Origin of the sequence: Halococcus sp. IIIV-5B (genome assembly GCF_003602035.1) — an archaeon.
Classification (GTDB): domain Archaea; phylum Halobacteriota; class Halobacteria; order Halobacteriales; family Halococcaceae; genus Halococcus; species Halococcus salsus.
In genome coordinates, this window is the sequence record NZ_QZWE01000025.1 from 1 (window position 1) to 16859 (window position 16859).

Sequence of the window (16859 nt, forward strand, 5' to 3'; positions counted from 1 at the left end):
TCCGAACGGTCTCCCCGCCGTCGTGGTCGACCGTCGCGCCGACGACCCGCCCGTTCTCGGTGTGGAGGTCCGTCACGGGTGCGTCGGGGAGGACCCGCGCGCCGTGGCGACGGGCGCTCTCGGCCGTGGCCGCGACGAGCCGCGAGGGGTAGACCACGGCGTCGGGCACCTCGATCACCCGCTCGACGTCGTCGGCGAGCGCCGGCACCGCCTCGCGCGCCGCCGCACCCGACATCGGCTCGGCGGGGATGTCCTGCGCCCGGCAGCCCGCGAGCTTCGCCTCGAAGTAGTCGGGGTCGTCGTCGTCGAGCGCGACGAAGTAGCCACCCGAGTCCCGGACGCACGCGCCCGCGATCCGCTTCACGACCCGGCTCTCCGCGATGCACTCGCGTGCGCCCTCGGCGTCGGACTCGGCGTAGCGCGCGCCACTGTGGAGCACGCCGTGCGAGCGCCCCGTCGTTCCCGACCCCAGTCCGCCACGTTCACAGAGCGTGACGTCGACGTCCCGCATCGCGAGGTCGCGCGCGACGCCGACCCCGGTCGCACCGCCACCGACGACGAGGACGTCGGTCTCACAGTTCATACCGGATCGTGGCGCTACGCAGTCATGACGCTGTTGACCGCCGACCCCGGTGGCGGTTCGCTGGCCGGTCGAGCCGGCGGGTCGGTCGCGCGGGTAACGAAAGGCAGTTCATCCGCGGGGACTCGATAGCGGGTATGCGCCTCGCCGTGCCCAACAAGGGCCGCCTCCACGATCCGACGGTCGGGCTCCTCGAACGCGCGGGCCTCCACCTCGAGAACGGCACCGAGCGCCAGCTCTACGCCTCGACGGTCGACCCCGAGGTCACGGTGCTGTTCGTCCGGGCGGCCGACGTCCCCGAGTACGTCGCCGACGGCGCGGCCGACGCCGGTGTCACGGGGCTCGACCAGGTCCGCGAGGCCGGCGTCGACCTCGACGAACGCCTCGACCTCGGGTTCGGGAACTGCCGACTGGTGCTCGCCGCCCCCGAGAACGGCTCGATCACGTCGGTCGAGGACCTCGCGGGCGGGACCGTCGCGACCGAGTTCCCACACATCGCCCGGGAGTACTTCGCCGAGCAGGGGATCGACCCCGAGGTCGTCGAGGTCTCGGGCGCGACCGAGCTCACCCCCCACGTCGAGATGGCCGACGCGATCATCGACATCACCTCGACGGGGACGACCCTCCGGGTCAACGGGCTCGCGGTCGTCGACGAGGTCCTCCAGAGCTCCGCCCGGCTGTTCGTCCACCCCGATATGACCGAGGACCCGAAGCTCGCCGAGATCGAGACCGCGCTCTCCTCGGTGCGCTCGGCCGAGGGCAAACGCTACCTGATGATGAACGCCCCCGAGGACGAACTCGACGCGATCCGGGACGTGATTCCGGGGCTCGGCGGGCCGACGGTGATGAACATCGCGGGCGGCGACCAGGTCGCGGTCCACGCCGTGGTCGACGAACGCGACGTCTTCGAGGTGATAACCGACGTGAAGGAGCGCGGCGCGAGCGACATTCTGGTGACCGAGATCGAACGCCTCGTCGACTGAGCTATCCGGGTGCGGTGCCCACGAGCCGGAAGGCGCTGAGCACCACGAACAAAACGAGAACGCTCACCACGAGGTGGATGACCGTCACGAGGCTCGCGGTCCGCAAGCGGAGGCGGTAGACGTACCGGATCAACACGAAATCCAGCGCGAGCGCGACGACGAACGCGAGGACGCCGTACTGCTGGAGGAGCACCGAGACGGCGGCGGGGCCCGGGCCGACGAGGAGCGCTCGCCGGGCCGGCACGTCGCCGAGGACGTTCCGGGCGGCGATGTGCGCGGTGAGCGAGTAGACCGCCGCCGCGAGCACGAACGTCCCGAGGTAGGCGAGCAGGCCGCCGGTGGTCGGGGCGGTCTGCACGAGGCCGTTCTCGATCATCGCCTGCATCGTCCTCTCGGGTTCGTCACGGGATTTCCTCGTGGTTCATAGCTCGGTCACGTCCTGAAGTGGGAAGGGCCGAAACGTCAGCCGTCGAGGAGCCCGAGGTCGTCGAGCCGGTCGGTGATCTTGTCGACGGCGTGTTCGGCGTCGGCGGGCTCCTTGCCGCCGGTGATGACGAGCTTGCCCGAGCCGAACAGCAGCGCGACGACCTCGGGGTCGTCGAGCCGGTAGACCAGCCCCGGGAACTGTTCGGGCTCGTACTCGATGTTCTCGAGCCCCAGCCCGATGGCGATCGCGTTGAGGTTTAGGGTCTTCTGGAGGTCGGCGCTCGTGACGATGTTCTGGACGACGATCTCGGGTTCGTCCTCAACCTTGATCTCGAGGTCCCGGAGCTTGTCGAAGACGATCTCGAGGCTCTCGTGGACGTCGGCGGTGCTCTTCGCGCCGGTACAGACGATCTTCCCCGACCGGAAGATCAGGGCCGCGGACTTCGGGTTCTGGGTTCGGTAGACCAGCCCCGGGAACTGCTCGGGGTCGTAGTCCGCACCTTCGAGGTCCATCGCTACGCTCTGGAGGTCGAGTTCCTGCCCGATACCCGTCGACGCCACGACGTTCTCGATGTTGATGGTTTCCTTTGGGTCCTGAGCGGACATGAGTCGTCTTAAAAATCGTATTTAAGACTTATAAAAGTTGGTGGTGTTGATCGATGCCGATCGATCATGGACGTCTCGGCGTCCGGACCGATATCGTCATAGGACGGCCCGCCCGGAGTGAGGCCGTGTACGTCGTCGAGTTCGCCGGCGAGGACGACGTCTTCGCCGCCCGCGAGGCCGCGACCGCGATGGCGGGGGTCGAGGTCGTCGCCTCCGGGCTCGGGGTCGCCGAAGCGGTCGACGGTCGAGCGGTGCGGAGCCTCGCGTACACCCACCGGGTAAGTCGTGTCGTCGGTCGGTCCGCGGCGACCGTCGAGGCCGCCGTCGCGTCCCTCGCGGCCGCCCCGCTCGACCTCGATGGAACCGTCGCGGTCCGAGCGCGTGACGTCCGCTCCACGGCGACCGTCGACACCCGGAACGCCGAACGGGAGCTCGGCGGGGTGCTGACGGAAGCAGGACTCCCGGTCGACCTCGACGACCCCGACTACGAGCTTCGGGCGCTGTTCTCGGACGAACGCTGTGTCCTCGGCTGGCTCGACGTCGAGACCGACCGCGGGTTCGGCGCGCGCGCCCCGACGAAGAAGCCCTTCTTCCAGCCGGGGTCGATGAGTCCACTGCTCGCGCGGGCGCTCGTCAACATCGCCGGCGCGGAGCCCGACTCGTTCGTGGTGGACCCGATGTGCGGTACCGGCGGGGTGCTGGTCGAGGCCGGACTGGTCGGAGCCGACGTGCTGGGGCTCGACGCCCAGACGAAGATGGCCCGCGGGGCGCGCGAGAACCTCGTACACTACCTCGAAAACGGGTGGGCCACCGCGCGCGGCGACGCGACCCACCTTCCCCTCGAGGACGGTGCGGCCGACGCGGTGGTGTTCGACGCGCCCTACGGTCGCCAGTCGAAGATCAGTGGCGACCTCGAGGCGGTGGTGACCGGCGCGCTCGCCGAAGCCCGGCGGGTCGCGCCGCGGGCGGTACTCGTCAGCGACCGACCGTGGACCGACGCGGCGTGCGAGGTGGGCTGGAGCGTCGAGGACGTCTTCGAGCGGCGGGTACACGCCTCGCTCACCCGCTACATCGCGGTGTTGGGGTGATCAGTTCCGGCGGACGCCGGCGCGCTGGCCCTTCTCGATCGAGGCACCGACCGAGTTCCCCCACTCGACCCACGAGCCGTAGTAGTTCCTGACGTCGGCGTAGCCGAGGAGCTCCGAGAGCACGAACCACGTCAGCGCCGATCGTTCGCCGATCCGACAGTAGGTGATCACCTCGGTCTCGGGGTCGAGGCCGGCCTCGCGGTAGATCGCCGCGAGTTCCTCGCGGGGTTTGAAGCGGCCCTCGTCGTCGACCACCTGGCTCCAGGGCACGTTCACCGCGCCGGGGATGTGGCCGCCGCGCTGGACGCCCTCGTTCCAGCCCGGCGGCGCGAGGATCTCGCCACGGTACTCCTCGGGCGTGCGGACGTCCACGAGCGGCACACCACGGCGCATGGCGTCCTCGACGTCTGGCCGGTCGGCGCGCACGGTTCCGTCGAGCGAGTCGACCGCGTACGACCGCGACGTGAACCGGGGGGTCTCGGTCGTGGTCGGTCGGTCGTGGGCGGTCCAGACGTCCCGGCCGCCGTCGAGGAGTCTGACGTCGTCGTGGCCGTAGTAGGTCAGCAGCCAGTAGGCGTAGGCCGCGAACCAGTTCATCATGTCGCCGTAGACGACGACCGTGGAGTCGGCCGTGATGCCGACGTCGCCGAGCAGCCGCTCGAAGGCCGTCCTCGTCGGCACGTCGAACGTCGTGGCGTCCTGGAGGTCGCGCTTCCAGTCGAGTTTGGTCGCGCCCGGCACGTGGCCCGCGTCGTAGTTCTCCGGTTCGATGTCGACTTCGAGCAGCCGGAGCGACGGGTCGTCGCGCCCGAACGCGTCGAGACGCTCGGCGACCCACTCGGCGGACACCAGCGCGCCGGTCGTCGAATCACTCATCCAGTGTCCTCCCTTTCGCCGCGAGCGGTATTAACCCCAGGGCGAACCGCGGGCGAGCGACGGGGAGGGTCACCGGAGCCACCGGTCCCCGCCCTCGCCGACGAACCGCCGCGCGAGCGTGGCCTCAGCCTGGCGGAGCCGATAGGAGAGCGTCGAGCGCGGGATGGAGAGGTCGTCGGCGATCGCGTCGAGCGTCGTCTCGCGGGGCGTCTCGTAGTAGCCGCCCGCGACGGCGGCTTCGAGCGCGGTCCGCTGTTCGTCGGGCATCGAGAGCGTGGCGAACGCGTCCCGCCGCCAGCCGTCGGCGTCCCGGAGGTGGCCCATCCGAAAGGTGAGCCCGTCCCGGAGCCGCGCGCCGATCTCGTCGTAGAGCACCCCGACGTTGGCGTCCGACCGCATCAGCACCCGCCAGTGGTGGCGCGAGCCCTCCCGACGGGTCTCGAAGACCAGCCCCGGGGGAAGGTGTTTGCCCGCGAGGGTGTGGATCGACTCACACCGCGTGATGTCTTCGAGGTAGGTGTAGAGCACGAGTTCGCCCTCGTCACGTTCGAGCACGTCGTGGTAGCGCGCGGCCTCGCAGTCGTGGTCGGTGATCGACTCGCCGCACCTCGTCCCATCGAACCGGACGGCCTCGATCGCTTCGAGCGCGGGTTCGGGCCCCGAGATCCGTTCGATCCGCCAGAACCGGTCGCCGGTCACGAACCCGTCGAGCGAGTGGGCGAGAACCGAGGGATGCTCGATACAGACGTCCATGATGGGGTCGGTCCCCGCGTCGTACTCGATGGCGAACGTGAACTCCCGCATCGGTGAGACGAGTTGGCGCACGACGAAAAGCGTGCGGGTCAGAACAGCGCGGTCACGACGACCAGCGCGGTCGTGCTCACCACGAGGAGACCGAGGAAGACGACGAGGACGGGTTCGTAGCCGGTCGAGCGGAGGTCGTCGACGTCGATCGTGAGGCCGAGCCCCGCGAAGGCGAACAGGAAGAGCCAGTCCGAGGCGTGCGAGAGCGAATCTAGTGCTTGTGTCCCGAGCACGCCCACGTTGGCGAGCACCATCACGCCGAGGAAACCGAGGACGAACTTCGGAAACGTCCGCCAGAGGTGGCCGAGCCCGACACCGTCGGCGGTGCGACCCGACCGCCGAGCGTAGTAGACCGCGTAGGCCACCGCGGCCAGCCCGATCAGCGCGTTCCGGGCGAGTTTGACCAGGAGTGCCCACTGACCCGCCGCGGACGAGAACGCGAAGCCGGCGGCGGTCACCGGTCCGGTGCTGAACATCGTGAGCCCCGCCCAGACCCCGAAGACGGCGTCCGAGAGCCCCAGCAGGTGGCCGACCACGGGGTAGACGAGGAGGGTGACGGCGTCGAACAGCAGGACCGTGGCGGCGGCGTAGGCGATCCGGGTCTCGTCGGCGTGGATCGATTCGGCGATCGCCACCACCGCCGAGACCCCGCAGATCCCGGAGCCAGCGGCGAGCAGCGACCCGGTCTCCTCGTCGATCGCGAACAGCCCGCGCGCGAGCAGTTCGACCACCACGACCGTCGCGAGGACCGTCCCCACGACGAGGGCGAGGATCGTTGGTCCGGCGGCGACCACCCGGTCGAGCGCGACGCTCGCGCCCATCACCACGATCCCGGTTTCGAGCCAGAGGGTGTGGGTGCCGACGCCCGGCTCGGCCCGGTCGGGGATCCCGTAGGTGTTGGCGACCACGACGCCGAGAACGATCGCCACGATCAGGTGGTTGGCTTCGGGGACGACTCGCGACACGCCGCGCGCGAGGAGCCCGATCGCCGCGAGCGCCGCGATCCCGGGTAGGAATCGCCTCACCACGGTATCCGGATCCCGGTCAGGACGACCGCGACGAGGACGGTTCCGAGGAGCACCGCTCGCCACCCACCGTCGAGGTCGCTCCACCACCGCGCCACGCTCGCGACCGCTCGGGACCCATCGTTCATCCGACCGTGAGTCGGCGGGGGACGGGCATACGGGTTCGGTTGTCGCACGCCAAGATTGGCGCACGACAACTACGTCGGCAGGTCGTGCTATCGACCGAGCTCGGCGAGGAGGTGCGAGAGGTGGAGGCGGTCGTTGGTGCCCTCCGCCAGGTCCATGTCGACCTCGCCGGCGAGCCGGTGGAGTTCGGGGGTTGACGGTCCGACCGACCGCGAGCGCGCCACCCGGAGGACGTCTTCGAGGACTTCGCCGCCGTCCAGTCCGTCGTCGACGAGGAGGTCGTCGAGCGTGCCTCTCGCGTCCGTGAACTCGCCCGCCACGGCCGCCGTCACCATCCCCTCGATCCGGTCGTCGTTGCCGACCGACCCGAGCGCGTCGTAGGCGGTCTCCATCGTGACCGCGCCCGCGTCCTCGGCGGCCGTCTGGGCACCCAGGATCGCGTTTCTGAGGTCGCCGTCGGCGTAGCCCGCGACGTATTCGAGGCCGTCGTGGTCGTACTCGACACCCTCCGCCTCGACGATCGATTCGAGCACCGCCACGGTCTCGTCGGTGGTCGGCGCGCGCACCGGGATCGAGAAACACCGCGAGGAGATGGGGGGGATGAGCTTCGAGGGCTGGCGCGTCGTGATCACGAACTGCGTGGTCTTGTAGTTGCGTTCCATCACCCGGCGGAGCGCCTGCTGGAAGTCCTCGCGAATGGCCTCGGCGTTGTCGAGGAGGATGGTCTTGTAGGTGCCGTCGACGGGCGCGTAGCTCGCCGATTCGGTGAGGACGTGTTTGATCAGATCCGCTTTCGAGGAGTTCCGGCGGCGCTTCGGGGTGATGAACGACGAGAAGCGCGGGTCCTCGCTCACCTCCTTCTTGGTTCGGCCGAAGAAGTCGGCGACGTTGAGCTCCACGAGGTCGTCGGCGTGCGTGTGGGTCTCGTCGGCGAGCGCGCGGACCGCGGCGGTCTTGCCCGCGCCCGGCGGGCCGTGCAGCACGAGGTTCAGCGGCTCCTCGACCGCGCGCGAAAGCGAGTTTCGCACATCCGCCTGCGGGAGGTCGGCGAGCGCCGGCGCGTGGTCGTCGGTCCAGAGCGGCCCGTCCATTACCGACCCTCGGCGCGCCACGGAAAAGAATCGGTCGGTCGGTGGCGACCACCAACTACAATCCTCCGCCCTGCGAGGTTCGAATCGTGTCCCCCGAGCACGCCCCGCCACCACGACCGCCATCCTGTCCGACGCGACCATGATGACACCGCCACTCCACGGAGCCTACGTTCGACCGGACCGGACCGCGGTCCTCGACGCGATGGACGAGTGGATGGGTGCACGCCACTCGGTCCACGTCGTCTTCGTGCCGTGGGACCCCGATGGACTCGACCACGTCTTCGACCAGCTGCTTCCCGAGATATGGGCGACGGATCGCGTCCCGCTGCTCACCTGGGAGCCCTACACCCCGACCCCGGACGCGACCCCACCGGACATCGCAGCGCGGATCGCCGAGGGGGCGTACGACGACTACCTCGACGCGTGGGCGGAGCGGCTTCGCGGGTGGCTCGCGGGGCCCGACGGGGAGCTCGGGACCGCCGACGACCGCCGGTGCTTCCTCCGGCTCGGGCACGAGATGAACGGCGACTGGTATCCCTGGGCTCCCGCGGGTGGGGATTCGACCCCGGAGGAGTACGTCGCGATGTGGCGACACGTCCACGACCGGATGGACGACCTCCCGCCCGAGCGCCTCCAGTGGGTCTGGTGTGTCAACCACGTCGACGTCGGCCCCCACACGGCCGAGGCGTGCTATCCGGGCGACGAGTTTGTCGACTGGGCCGGCGTCGACGGCTTCAACTGGGGGGCGAGTCAGGAGTGGTCGTCGTGGACCTCCCCGTCGACGGTCTTCGACGAGATGCTCGACCGGCTCGACGCGCTCACGGAGAACCCGGTCTGCGTGCCGGAGGTCGCGAGCTCGTCGGTGACGGCCGCGGGCCACGACCCATCGGAGAAGGCGGCGTGGATACGCGAGGCGTTCGACTACCTCGACGACCGTGTGGCGCTCCACTGCTGGTTCAACGAGGACAAGGAGACCGACTGGGGGGCGTTCGACGGGGTGCGCGGGACGGACTCACCCGACGGGACGGTTCCACACTGGCGATACGCCGCCTACCGCGACGCGCTGACGGACATCGAGGGTCGGGCCGCGGCCGACGAAACCGGGTTCATCAGTGACACGGCGTTTCGCGGCGAGTGACGAGGCGAAAGGGTGCGACGAGTCGGCGGTTCAGAAGTCCCCGGCGAACTCGTCGTCGGTCAGCAGCGGCGGGTAGTTCGGCAGCGCGCCGAGGTAGTCCGAACCCGAGATCGACCGGTTGTAGGCCTCGTAGACGGGGTACTGCGTCCCGCCGATCGTGACCTGGGAGGTCCCGCGTGCACCGCCGAAGACCGCCCAGTCGGACTCGTCCTGGCCCTCCTGGTCGACGTTGAACCAGCACGCCATCTTGATGTCGTTCTCGGCGACGTAGTCGAAGACGTCCTGGATCCACTGGGCCTTCTGTTGGGGCTGGTGGCCGTCGCCGGACTCGGGCACCGACGAGGAGGCGAACTCGGCAAGCGCCACCGGTTTGTCGGTGAGGTCGCGCACTCGCTGGAGCATCGACCCGAATATCCCCCTCGGGGAGCGCCAGTTGGACCGGCTGTCGTTGTCGTACTCCTGACTCCCACCGAAGTTGAAGCCGTCGAGGCCGACCCAGTCGACGAACTCGTCGCCGGGGTAGTACTGCTCGGCGCGGACGCTGTTGCTCGGTTCGTCGGCGTTCGGCGACCACATCCACTGGACGTTCGTCTCGTCGAGGTCGGTGTTTCCGAACAGCTGGTGAACGTGTCGCCACATCGAGACGTAGTCCTCGGCGGTGCCCGGGCTGTCCGTGCTGGCGGAGACGCGGGTCGAATCCACCGCGCTCCAGGGGAACCAGTTGCCGTTCATCTCGTGGGCCGGCCGGAAGTAGAACCGCCGGCCCCGCGTCTGCCCGCCCCGCGGATGTGCCCAGTCGTCGAGGGCCGTCGCCCACGCTTGAATCTGGTCGTCGTAGTCGCCGTCGGCGATCCGGCGCTCGACCGCTTCCGGGGTCTGTCCGTTGTTGACGAGCGGCTGCCAGGATATCAGGGGGACGTGGCCCGCGTTCCAGACCTGTGTCAGCGCGTCGTCGACGAACCCCCGTGTCGCGCTCGGCTCGGCGAGCGCGTCGACGAACAGCACGACGACGGCGGGCTTCTTCGATATCCAGTTCGAGTACGCCGAGAGGGTCGCGTCGAGGTCCTCGCTTCCGGGGTAGACGCCCGTGAGCGCCGCGCCGGAGCGGGTCTGAGGTGCTTCGGGGGTTTCGGTGAGTTCGCCCGTGCTCTCGTTCCCGGCCCCCGACCCGTCGGTCGGCGCGCTCCCGTTGCCGTTCGACGACTCCGGGGTCGATACGGGGTCGAACGGGGTCGAACAGCCCGCCAGCCCGGCGACGCCGGCCACCCCTGTCGTGCGAAGAAAGGTCCGACGATCCATCTATCGGTCGGTCCTTACCGTGATTTCCGGTTAAACATTGTGATGTGCGCGGCGGGACCGCCGACGGTCGGGACGTGACGAGGGTCGCGGGCGTCAGTCGCCCTCGATCTCGCGCTCGGGTGTCTCGACGTGTTCGGGGCTGATCTTCCGGGTGACCGAGAAGTCGTTCGGCGGGGCGACCAGTCCCACGAACGCACCGAAGGAGTGGAGCAGGCTGACGAGCGGCGACAACACCACCACGGCCAACCCGAGGAGGATCGACTTGTCGTAGTAGACGGCCCCCGCAACCGACCAGACCACGACGAAGCTGAAGACCAGAACCGAGAGGATCTGGAAGGCGGTCTCGAAGAGGATGGTGCCGGGGACGAGCAGCGGGACGAGCGTCAGGAACGGCACCGCGGGCGAGAGCGCCCACGCGAGGTTCCGGACGGTCGTGAGGAGGTGATAGGGCAGCGGGAGCAGGTCGCTCTCGGACTGCGAGCCCGCGAGCCACCGGCTTCGTTGGCTCACCATCGCGCGGATCGTCGGCGGGGCCTGGGTGTCGAACTTGGTGCGCGCCATGTCGAAGTCGACCGCGCCGTCCATCGCCACCGCGTTCCAGACGAACGCGGTGTCCTCGATCATGGTGTGGTGTTCCCACGTGACGCGATTTTCGAGGTCGGACCGGATCGCGATCCCGCCGCCCCAGGCGTAGAGCGGCACCGAGAGCGAGGGGAACGCGCGCTGTTCGATCTGAAAGCCCATCCGGAAGACCTCGGCGAGGTAGGAGAGCCACGACCGGCTCCGGCGGGGGCGCTCGCGGAACTGGACCACGTCCGCGTCGGGAACCCCCTCGAAGTCGGACATGAGGCTGTCCTCGTCGAGGTAGAGCACGAACTCCTTCCCGCACGGGACGTTCTGCCGAGCCCACTCGAGCGCCCGCCCCTTCCGGATCGCCTCGGAGTCGAAGCTGTCGGGCACCACGTGGACCGTCGCCCCCTGGATGTCCATCGGCTCCTCGGCGATCACGTGGCGGTCGGTGACGGTATCGGGGATGGCGCTAACGCTCTTCTGAATGATCTGGGGCGAGTCGACGGTCAGGATCCTGACCTGAACCTCGCTCGGGTCGTGCTCGGGTTCGGGATACTCGGAGCCCCGAACGACGAAGAGAACGAGGTACGTCCAGTAGGCGATGGAGCAGACCGAAAGCAGGGCGATACTCCAAAGGATGATTGAGAGCACCACAGGCACCGCTGCGGCGACCGGTCCGGCCATTGAAACCGGCGACGCCAGCGGGAACATTAAGTGTTGCTGACCGCGCCCTCTTCGGGACGGCATCGCGTATCAGCGGTTCGGTTCGCAGCCATAGCGGACCGAGACCGCCGCGTCGGAAGGGCTTTCCGATGGCTCGCGGAACCCGCTCCATGGTCGAGATAAGCGTCATCGTCCCGACGACGCTTCCGGACGACGCCGACGTGCTATCGGCCGCGCGGCTCGCCAGCGACGACTTCGAGGACTACGAGGTCCTGATCCAGCGCGAGGGCGGCGCGGCCCACGCCCGCAACGTCGGTATCGAGCGCGCGCGCGGCGACAAGCTCGTCTTCCTCGACGACGACTCGATCCCCTGTGCTGGCTACCTCCGGGTCGCGAGCGTCGCGCTCGACGCCTACCCCGCCGTCGCCGGTCGGGTCTTCCAGCCCGACGACGCCCCGTTCGCCGATCTCGACCTCCCGTGGTACGACCAGGGCGGCGAGTCGAAACCCACCGATATGCTGCCGGGCTGCAACATGGCGATCCGACGCGAGGTGCTCGACGACGTCGGCGGGTTCGACGCGGAGACCTTCGGCTGGGGCCACGAGGAGTCCGAACTCGCCGAACGGATCGCCGAGGCCTACACGATCCAATACGTCCCCGAACTCGTGGTCGAGCACACCTACGTCGAGTCGTTTCGACACTTCCTGCGGAAGTCCTACCTCCTCGGCCGCGCGGACGTCCAGTGGTGGCGGCTCGACGGTAAGTCGTTCCCGTGGTTGGTTCGCCAGTGGTTCAACACGCCGATCCGGGGGAAAAACCGGCTCGAAACCGCCCGCCGGGTGGCCCAGCGGGCGGGCTGGTTCGCCGAGATCCTCGACGGGTCGTAGCGACCGTCCCGAGAAGAACCGACCGACGACGGAGCGAGTGCACCGCGTCCGATGGCATCGGCCGATTCCCACACCAGCGGAGCCGTCGGACCGGCTACCGAACGGGTTTTCATCGGTCGGTCCGAACCCCCCGTCGTGACGGCGATGTCCTGGCGGCGCGCGCTCGACGAGCGCGGCGAACTCGACTCCGAGATCGCCGGGCGGATCATCGAGATCCACGGCGACCGTGGGGTACGCGCCATGGAGGCCGTCGCCGAACGCCGCGTCAAGGAGTACCTCGATTTCACCGTCGTCGTGGGCCACTCCGACGAGTACGTCGTCGAGGACGGCAGCTGTACCTGCAAGGACTCGGCCTACAACCTCGCGCCCGACGACCCCGACCAGCTGTGCTGGCACGTCCTCGCGACCGAGATCGCCCGCCGGGTCGACGCCCTCGACCACCACGAGATGTGGTACTCCGAGGTTCGCGACTTCATCTGAAACACCCACCTTTTGCTGCGCTCGCCTTCGGCTCGCTGGCAAAATGTGGATCAAAAGCGCGTCGGGTTCCTTGCAGTCACCCTCGCGCCCGCTCGCTCGGCCTCCGGCCTCGCTCGCGGTGGGACCACTACCAAATTCAGCAACCGCCACCGCACAGCACCGCCGAAGCCCTCCGGCGCTCGCTTCGCTCGCGCCGTCGCCCTTCATCCTCCAGGGATCACACCGAACCGCATCGCGACCGTCCGACGACCGCACCGACAGCACCGCAACCGCACCGCGGCCGCGACCGCCGCAGTCGGCGGCGTTTTCAGCCCCGGCCCGCAACCCGCACCATGATCTGCGTCGTCTCCGATACCCACGGCACCGACGGCAATCGGCTCACCGGCCGAACCCTCGATGCCGTCCGCGAGGCCGACCTCACGCTTCACGCCGGGGATTTCACGACCGAGGCGGCGCTCGATGCGTTCGAAGACGAAGCCCGCGACCTCCGGGCCGTTCACGGCAACAACGCGACGCGCGGGGTTCGCGACCGCCTCCCCACCGAGCGCGTCGTCGAGCACGACGGGATCCGGATCGCGATGACCCACGGCGACCGCCACGATGAGACCACCCTCTCCCTGTTCGGTCGCGAGGCCGACGCGGACCTCGTGGTCTTCGGTCACTCTCACGACCCCGAGTTCGTCGAAGCCGGCAAAATCGGACTCCTTAACCCTGGCAGCCACGCCGACCCGCGCTGGTACCGACCGGGACACGCCGAACTCGACGTCGACGAGACCGGTATCGAGGGCGAACTCCGCGAACCAGACGGCGAGGTCTTCGAGACGTTCCGGCTCGAACGGTAGCCCCGAAACGACTATACTCCACCGCCGGATACGCCACCCATGCCCTTCGGCATCAGTCCGGCGCTGTTCGCGGTCATCATCGTACTCCTCCTCGTGATCTTCGCGTTCTTCCTCCTCTTTCGCCGGACCGCGATGGCGTTCCGCGAGGGCGCGGAGCGCGGCCGCCGATAGCGACTACGCGACCGCCCGCCGCACGCCCGCGACGGCTTCCTCGACGTCGTCCTCGTCGACGTCCCAGTGGGTACAGAACCGAACCCGATAGTCCCCGAACGCCGACGCCCGGATCCCCTCCTCGTCGACCGCGTCGATGAATTCCTCGGCGGGCACGTCGGTCTCCGCGACCACGATGTTCGTGTCGGGTTCGGCCGCGGTCACGCCGTCGACTTCGTCGAGACCCGCCGCGAGCGTCTTCGCGTTCGCGTGGTCCGTTTCGAGCCGATCGACGTTCGAGAGCGCCTCGATCCCCGGCGCGGCGATGATCCCCGCCTGGCGCATCCCGCCGCCGAGCAGTTTTCGGTTCCGACGTGCACGTTCGACGAAGTCCGCGCTCCCGGCGAGCATCGACCCGACGGGCGCGCCGAGCCCCTTCGAGAGACAGAACAGCACCGAGTCCACGCTTTCGAGCAGCCGCGGCGCGGGCGTATCGAGCGCGACGCTGGCGTTGAACACCCGCGCGCCGTCGACGTGCACGGGGATGTCGAGGTCGTGGGCGGCCTCGGCCGCGGCGTCGATCGCCTCGGCCGGGATCGCGACCCCACCCTTGCTGTTGTGGGTGTTCTCGAGCGCGAGGAGCCCGGTGCCCGCCCGGTGGCCGTCGGCTGGGACGTAGTTCGCGTCGATGTCTTCGGGGGTGATGGTTCCACGGGGACCGCCGTCGATCGTCCGCGCCTGGAGCGCCGAGTGCTGGGCGAGGCCGGCGAGTTCCCACTTGTAGATGTGGCTCTCGCGTTCGCAGAGGACCTCCTCGCCACGGTCGGTGTGGGTGCGTGCGGCGATCTGGTTGCCCATCGTCCCGGTGGGAACGTAGAGCGCCGCCTCCATGCCGACCGCTTCGGCCGCACGGGCTTCGAGGTCGTTGACGGTGGGGTCCTCGCCGTAGACGTCGTCGCCCACCTCGGCGGTACGGGCGGCCTCGCGCATCGCGTCGCTCGGGCGGGTGACGGTGTCGCTCCGGAGGTCGATCATGGGTCGACTACCGCCGTGGCCGTCAAATACTCCTCGGAGGGCACCGCTCGCACGTCGGTTCGGTACATCGTCGCTCGAAACGGACGTTTATCGGTTGGTGTGTCGGGGCGAGTGGGCCTCGCGGACCTCGGCCCCGTCGCGGAGTTTGTCCTCACATCGGGGGCAGACCCGGACGGTCTCCATCCCGGTCGGGGCGAACACCCGGACGTACTGTTCGGTCACGAACGACTCACAGTTCAGGCAGTTAGGCATTGGAAGTAGGAGTAGGTGATATCGCCGCCGAAGAATAGTTCATACCGGACTGTGCAAGGCGTATTTGTACCCGGTGACGAGGGTCGTCCGGCGCGCCTCACTCGGTGGTCCGGTCCGCGGCATCGACGGCGTCCGCGCACGCCTTCTGGACCACCTTGCTCAGTGCCGGGTGGGCGTGGAGCAGGGTGTTCGCGAGGTCGTCGACCGTCAGTCCGTACCGGACGGCGGGCACCACCTCGTGAACGAGGATCGATGCCTCGTGGCCGAAGACGTGACAGCCGACGACCGCCCGGCTCTCGGGGTCACAGAGCACCTTCACGAACCCACGATCGAGCTTCAGCGCACGGCTCATCGCGGTGTCGGCGAACGCGGCGCGACCGACGACGTACTCGGCCCCGCTCCCGTCGAGTTCCGCCTCCGTCCGCCCGACCGCCGCGACCTGCGGCTCGGTGAAGACGGCGTGCGGCAGCGCGGTGAAGTCCACCTCGCGACCGGCGTCGTGAACCACGTTGTCGACGACGATCTCGCCCTCGTAGTCCCCGGTGTGTTTGAACATCGCGTTGCCCGCGACGTCGCCCATCGCCCAGACACTATCGACGGAGGTCCGCAACTGGTCGTCGGTCGCGACGAACCCCCGGTCGTCCGTCTCGATGCTCGTCGCGTCGAGCCCGATCCCGTCGGTGTTCGGCCGTCGACCCAGCGCCACCAGCAGTTCGTCGCCCGTCACCTCGACCGATCCGCCCTCTTCGGTCTCGGCGGTCACGGTGAACTCGCCGTTCGATTCGTCGACCGCCGTGGCGCTGTGGCCCGTGTAGACGTCGTGGCGTTCCTCGGCGACCTCGGTGAACGCTCGCGCGACGTCCGGATCCTCGCGATGGAGGAGGGTCTCGTTGCGGTCGATCAGCGCGACGTCGGTGCCGAACGCGTCGAAGTAGTAGCCGAGCTCGGCAGCGATGTAGCCCCCGCCGAGCACGACGAGTCGCTCAGGGGGTGTTTCGAGCCGGAGCGCGTCGGCGCTGGTGAGGAAGTCGACCTCGTCGAGTCCGTCGATCGAATCGGGTACCACGGGTGTACTCCCCGACGCGACGACGACTTCCTCTCCCGTGTGTGTCTCGCCCGACTCGACGAGTTCGATCGTTCCGTCGTCGACGAACCGGGCTTCTTCTTGGAATAGCGTGAGGTTCGCCTGGTCGCGTTTGTCCTGCGCCTTCCGGTCCGCGACCGCGGCGAGTTCGTCGTTGACCTCGCGAACGAACCCCGAGAAGCGAACCTCGTCGATCGAGGCGTCGATGCCGAACCGGCTCGCCTCCCGGACCCGATTCGCGACGGTCGCGTGCTGGATCAGCATCTTCGAGGGGTTGCAGCCCCGGTTCAGACAGAGCCCGCCGATCGGTCCCTTCTCGACGAGCGCCGTTTCCATGCCCGCCTCGGCCGCCGCCGAGGCCACCCGGTTGCCCGTCCCACCGCCGAACACGATCAGGTCGAATTCGGTCATGGTAGGGGTTCGGTATCGGGGGATAAATCCGTTCGCGCCGGACCCCTTATCCGTCGGGAACGCCTATCAGACGGTGTGTCAGGCGACTTCAACACGATCACGGGACTGCCCGACGAACTCGACATCGACGGCGACCTCGCGCGCGCCGACCAGCGGGTCTCGATCCGCGTCGACGAGCGCCGCTACGGCAAGGCGATGACCATCGTCGAGGGGTTCGACGACTCGACGACCGATGTCTCCGACCTCGCCTCCGAACTCAAGAGCCAGCTCGCCACTGGTGGAACGGTTTCGGACGGGCGGATCGAACTCCAGGGCGACCATCGAAATCGGCTGCCCGAGCTCCTCGAAGAGCGCGGGTTCGAACTCGCCGACTGAGCCCGCGTCGCGGCTCGAACGAATACGTTCGCTCCGGGTCGATTCTCGTATCGACCGACATGAGTAGT

General features: G+C 68.7%; 21 protein-coding genes. 8 read left to right on the forward strand and 13 right to left on the reverse strand.

The features are described from left to right. Window positions 1-583, reverse strand: a 583-nt coding sequence (locus D3261_RS14820) for an FAD-dependent oxidoreductase (RefSeq protein ID WP_120073669.1), incomplete at its 3' end; no start/stop codon positions are given. Between the two features lie 134 nt (window positions 584-717). Here D3261_RS14820 and hisG point away from each other — a divergent pair. Beyond that, a complete protein-coding gene (gene hisG, locus D3261_RS14825) occupies window positions 718-1563 on the forward strand; it encodes an ATP phosphoribosyltransferase (RefSeq protein WP_120073671.1) in 846 nt (281 codons plus the stop codon). A gap of 1 nt (window position 1564) precedes the next feature. Here hisG and D3261_RS14830 read toward each other — a convergent pair whose 3' ends face one another. Both D3261_RS14830 and D3261_RS14835 read right to left on the reverse strand, forming a co-directional pair. Further along, window positions 1565-1939, reverse strand: a complete 375-nt coding sequence (locus D3261_RS14830) for a hypothetical protein (protein ID WP_120073765.1) — start codon at window positions 1937-1939, stop codon at window positions 1565-1567. A gap of 86 nt (window positions 1940-2025) precedes the next feature. Then, window positions 2026-2595 (reverse strand): TATA-box-binding protein, encoded by a 570-nt coding sequence (locus D3261_RS14835; RefSeq protein WP_120073673.1) that lies wholly within the window; start codon window positions 2593-2595, stop codon window positions 2026-2028. Window positions 2596-2720: 125 nt separating this feature from the next. Between D3261_RS14835 and D3261_RS14840 the strand changes: the two genes are divergently transcribed. Continuing rightward, on the forward strand, window positions 2721-3683 hold the full coding sequence (locus tag D3261_RS14840; RefSeq protein WP_120073767.1) for a methyltransferase domain-containing protein: 963 nt from the start codon (window positions 2721-2723) through the stop codon (window positions 3681-3683). On the opposite strand, the gene D3261_RS14845 is transcribed toward D3261_RS14840, so the two are convergent. The 5 genes from D3261_RS14845 to D3261_RS14860 form a co-directional block, all read right to left on the reverse strand. After that, window positions 3684-4559 (reverse strand): sulfurtransferase, encoded by an 876-nt coding sequence (locus tag D3261_RS14845; RefSeq protein WP_120073675.1) that lies wholly within the window; start codon window positions 4557-4559, stop codon window positions 3684-3686. It abuts the gene before it with no gap. A 69-nt stretch (window positions 4560-4628) separates the two neighbouring features. Continuing rightward, complete coding sequence (locus D3261_RS14850) at window positions 4629-5363, reverse strand: helix-turn-helix domain-containing protein (RefSeq protein WP_120073676.1); 735 nt, start codon at window positions 5361-5363, stop codon at window positions 4629-4631. A 38-nt stretch (window positions 5364-5401) separates the two neighbouring features. After that, window positions 5402-6391 carry a YeiH family protein gene (locus D3261_RS14855; protein WP_120073678.1) on the reverse strand — a complete coding sequence of 330 codons (990 nt, stop codon included), beginning with the start codon at window positions 6389-6391 and terminating at the stop codon, window positions 5402-5404. Continuing rightward, complete coding sequence (locus tag D3261_RS20885; protein ID WP_255409229.1) at window positions 6385-6516, reverse strand: hypothetical protein; 132 nt, start codon at window positions 6514-6516, stop codon at window positions 6385-6387. Before D3261_RS20885 ends, D3261_RS14855 begins: the two co-directional genes overlap by 7 nt. A gap of 87 nt (window positions 6517-6603) precedes the next feature. Then, entirely contained in the window at window positions 6604-7605 is a 1002-nt protein-coding gene (locus D3261_RS14860) for an AAA family ATPase (RefSeq protein ID WP_120073680.1), read from the reverse strand. Window positions 7606-7744: 139 nt separating this feature from the next. Here D3261_RS14860 and D3261_RS14865 point away from each other — a divergent pair, with 139 nt between their 5' ends. After that, window positions 7745-8743, forward strand: a complete 999-nt coding sequence (locus tag D3261_RS14865) for a glycoside hydrolase family 26 protein (protein WP_233554009.1) — start codon at window positions 7745-7747, stop codon at window positions 8741-8743. 30 nt (window positions 8744-8773) lie between these two features. Here D3261_RS14865 and D3261_RS14870 read toward each other — a convergent pair whose 3' ends face one another. Continuing rightward, a complete protein-coding gene (locus D3261_RS14870) occupies window positions 8774-10042 on the reverse strand; it encodes a glycosyl hydrolase (protein WP_120073682.1) in 1269 nt (422 codons plus the stop codon). Window positions 10043-10135: 93 nt separating this feature from the next. Next, window positions 10136-11296 (reverse strand): glycosyltransferase family 2 protein, encoded by a 1161-nt coding sequence (locus D3261_RS14875; protein ID WP_199694025.1) that lies wholly within the window; start codon window positions 11294-11296, stop codon window positions 10136-10138. 149 nt (window positions 11297-11445) lie between these two features. Here D3261_RS14875 and D3261_RS14880 point away from each other — a divergent pair, with 149 nt between their 5' ends. The 4 genes from D3261_RS14880 to D3261_RS20890 all read left to right on the forward strand — a co-directional run bounded on the left by D3261_RS14880 (window position 11446) and on the right by D3261_RS20890 (window position 13655). Further along, the gene (locus D3261_RS14880) at window positions 11446-12162 is read left to right on the forward strand and encodes a glycosyltransferase family 2 protein (RefSeq protein WP_120073686.1); all 717 of its coding nucleotides are present in this window, start codon (window positions 11446-11448) and stop codon (window positions 12160-12162) included. Window positions 12163-12213: 51 nt separating this feature from the next. Continuing rightward, complete coding sequence (locus tag D3261_RS14885) at window positions 12214-12642, forward strand: hypothetical protein (protein ID WP_120073688.1); 429 nt, start codon at window positions 12214-12216, stop codon at window positions 12640-12642. A 332-nt stretch (window positions 12643-12974) separates the two neighbouring features. After that, window positions 12975-13484 (forward strand): metallophosphoesterase, encoded by a 510-nt coding sequence (locus D3261_RS14890; RefSeq protein WP_120073690.1) that lies wholly within the window; start codon window positions 12975-12977, stop codon window positions 13482-13484. Between the two features lie 39 nt (window positions 13485-13523). Then, a complete protein-coding gene (locus D3261_RS20890) occupies window positions 13524-13655 on the forward strand; it encodes a hypothetical protein (protein WP_007691855.1) in 132 nt (43 codons plus the stop codon). A 3-nt stretch (window positions 13656-13658) separates the two neighbouring features. Here D3261_RS20890 and D3261_RS14895 read toward each other — a convergent pair whose 3' ends face one another. From D3261_RS14895 to D3261_RS14900, 3 genes are all read right to left on the reverse strand, one after another. Next, the gene (locus D3261_RS14895) at window positions 13659-14669 is read right to left on the reverse strand and encodes a low specificity L-threonine aldolase (protein WP_120073692.1); all 1011 of its coding nucleotides are present in this window, start codon (window positions 14667-14669) and stop codon (window positions 13659-13661) included. An 87-nt stretch (window positions 14670-14756) separates the two neighbouring features. After that, window positions 14757-14921, reverse strand: coding sequence for a hypothetical protein (locus tag D3261_RS20405; RefSeq protein WP_007691858.1), 165 nt, complete (start codon window positions 14919-14921; stop codon window positions 14757-14759). Between the two features lie 97 nt (window positions 14922-15018). Further along, on the reverse strand, window positions 15019-16416 hold the full coding sequence (locus tag D3261_RS14900; protein ID WP_120073694.1) for an NAD(P)/FAD-dependent oxidoreductase: 1398 nt from the start codon (window positions 16414-16416) through the stop codon (window positions 15019-15021). A gap of 75 nt (window positions 16417-16491) precedes the next feature. Here D3261_RS14900 and D3261_RS14905 point away from each other — a divergent pair, with 75 nt between their 5' ends. After that, window positions 16492-16791: a translation initiation factor gene (locus tag D3261_RS14905; protein ID WP_120073696.1), complete on the forward strand. Its 300-nt coding sequence runs from the start codon at window positions 16492-16494 to the stop codon at window positions 16789-16791. The last annotated feature ends 68 nt before the right edge of the window (window positions 16792-16859 follow it).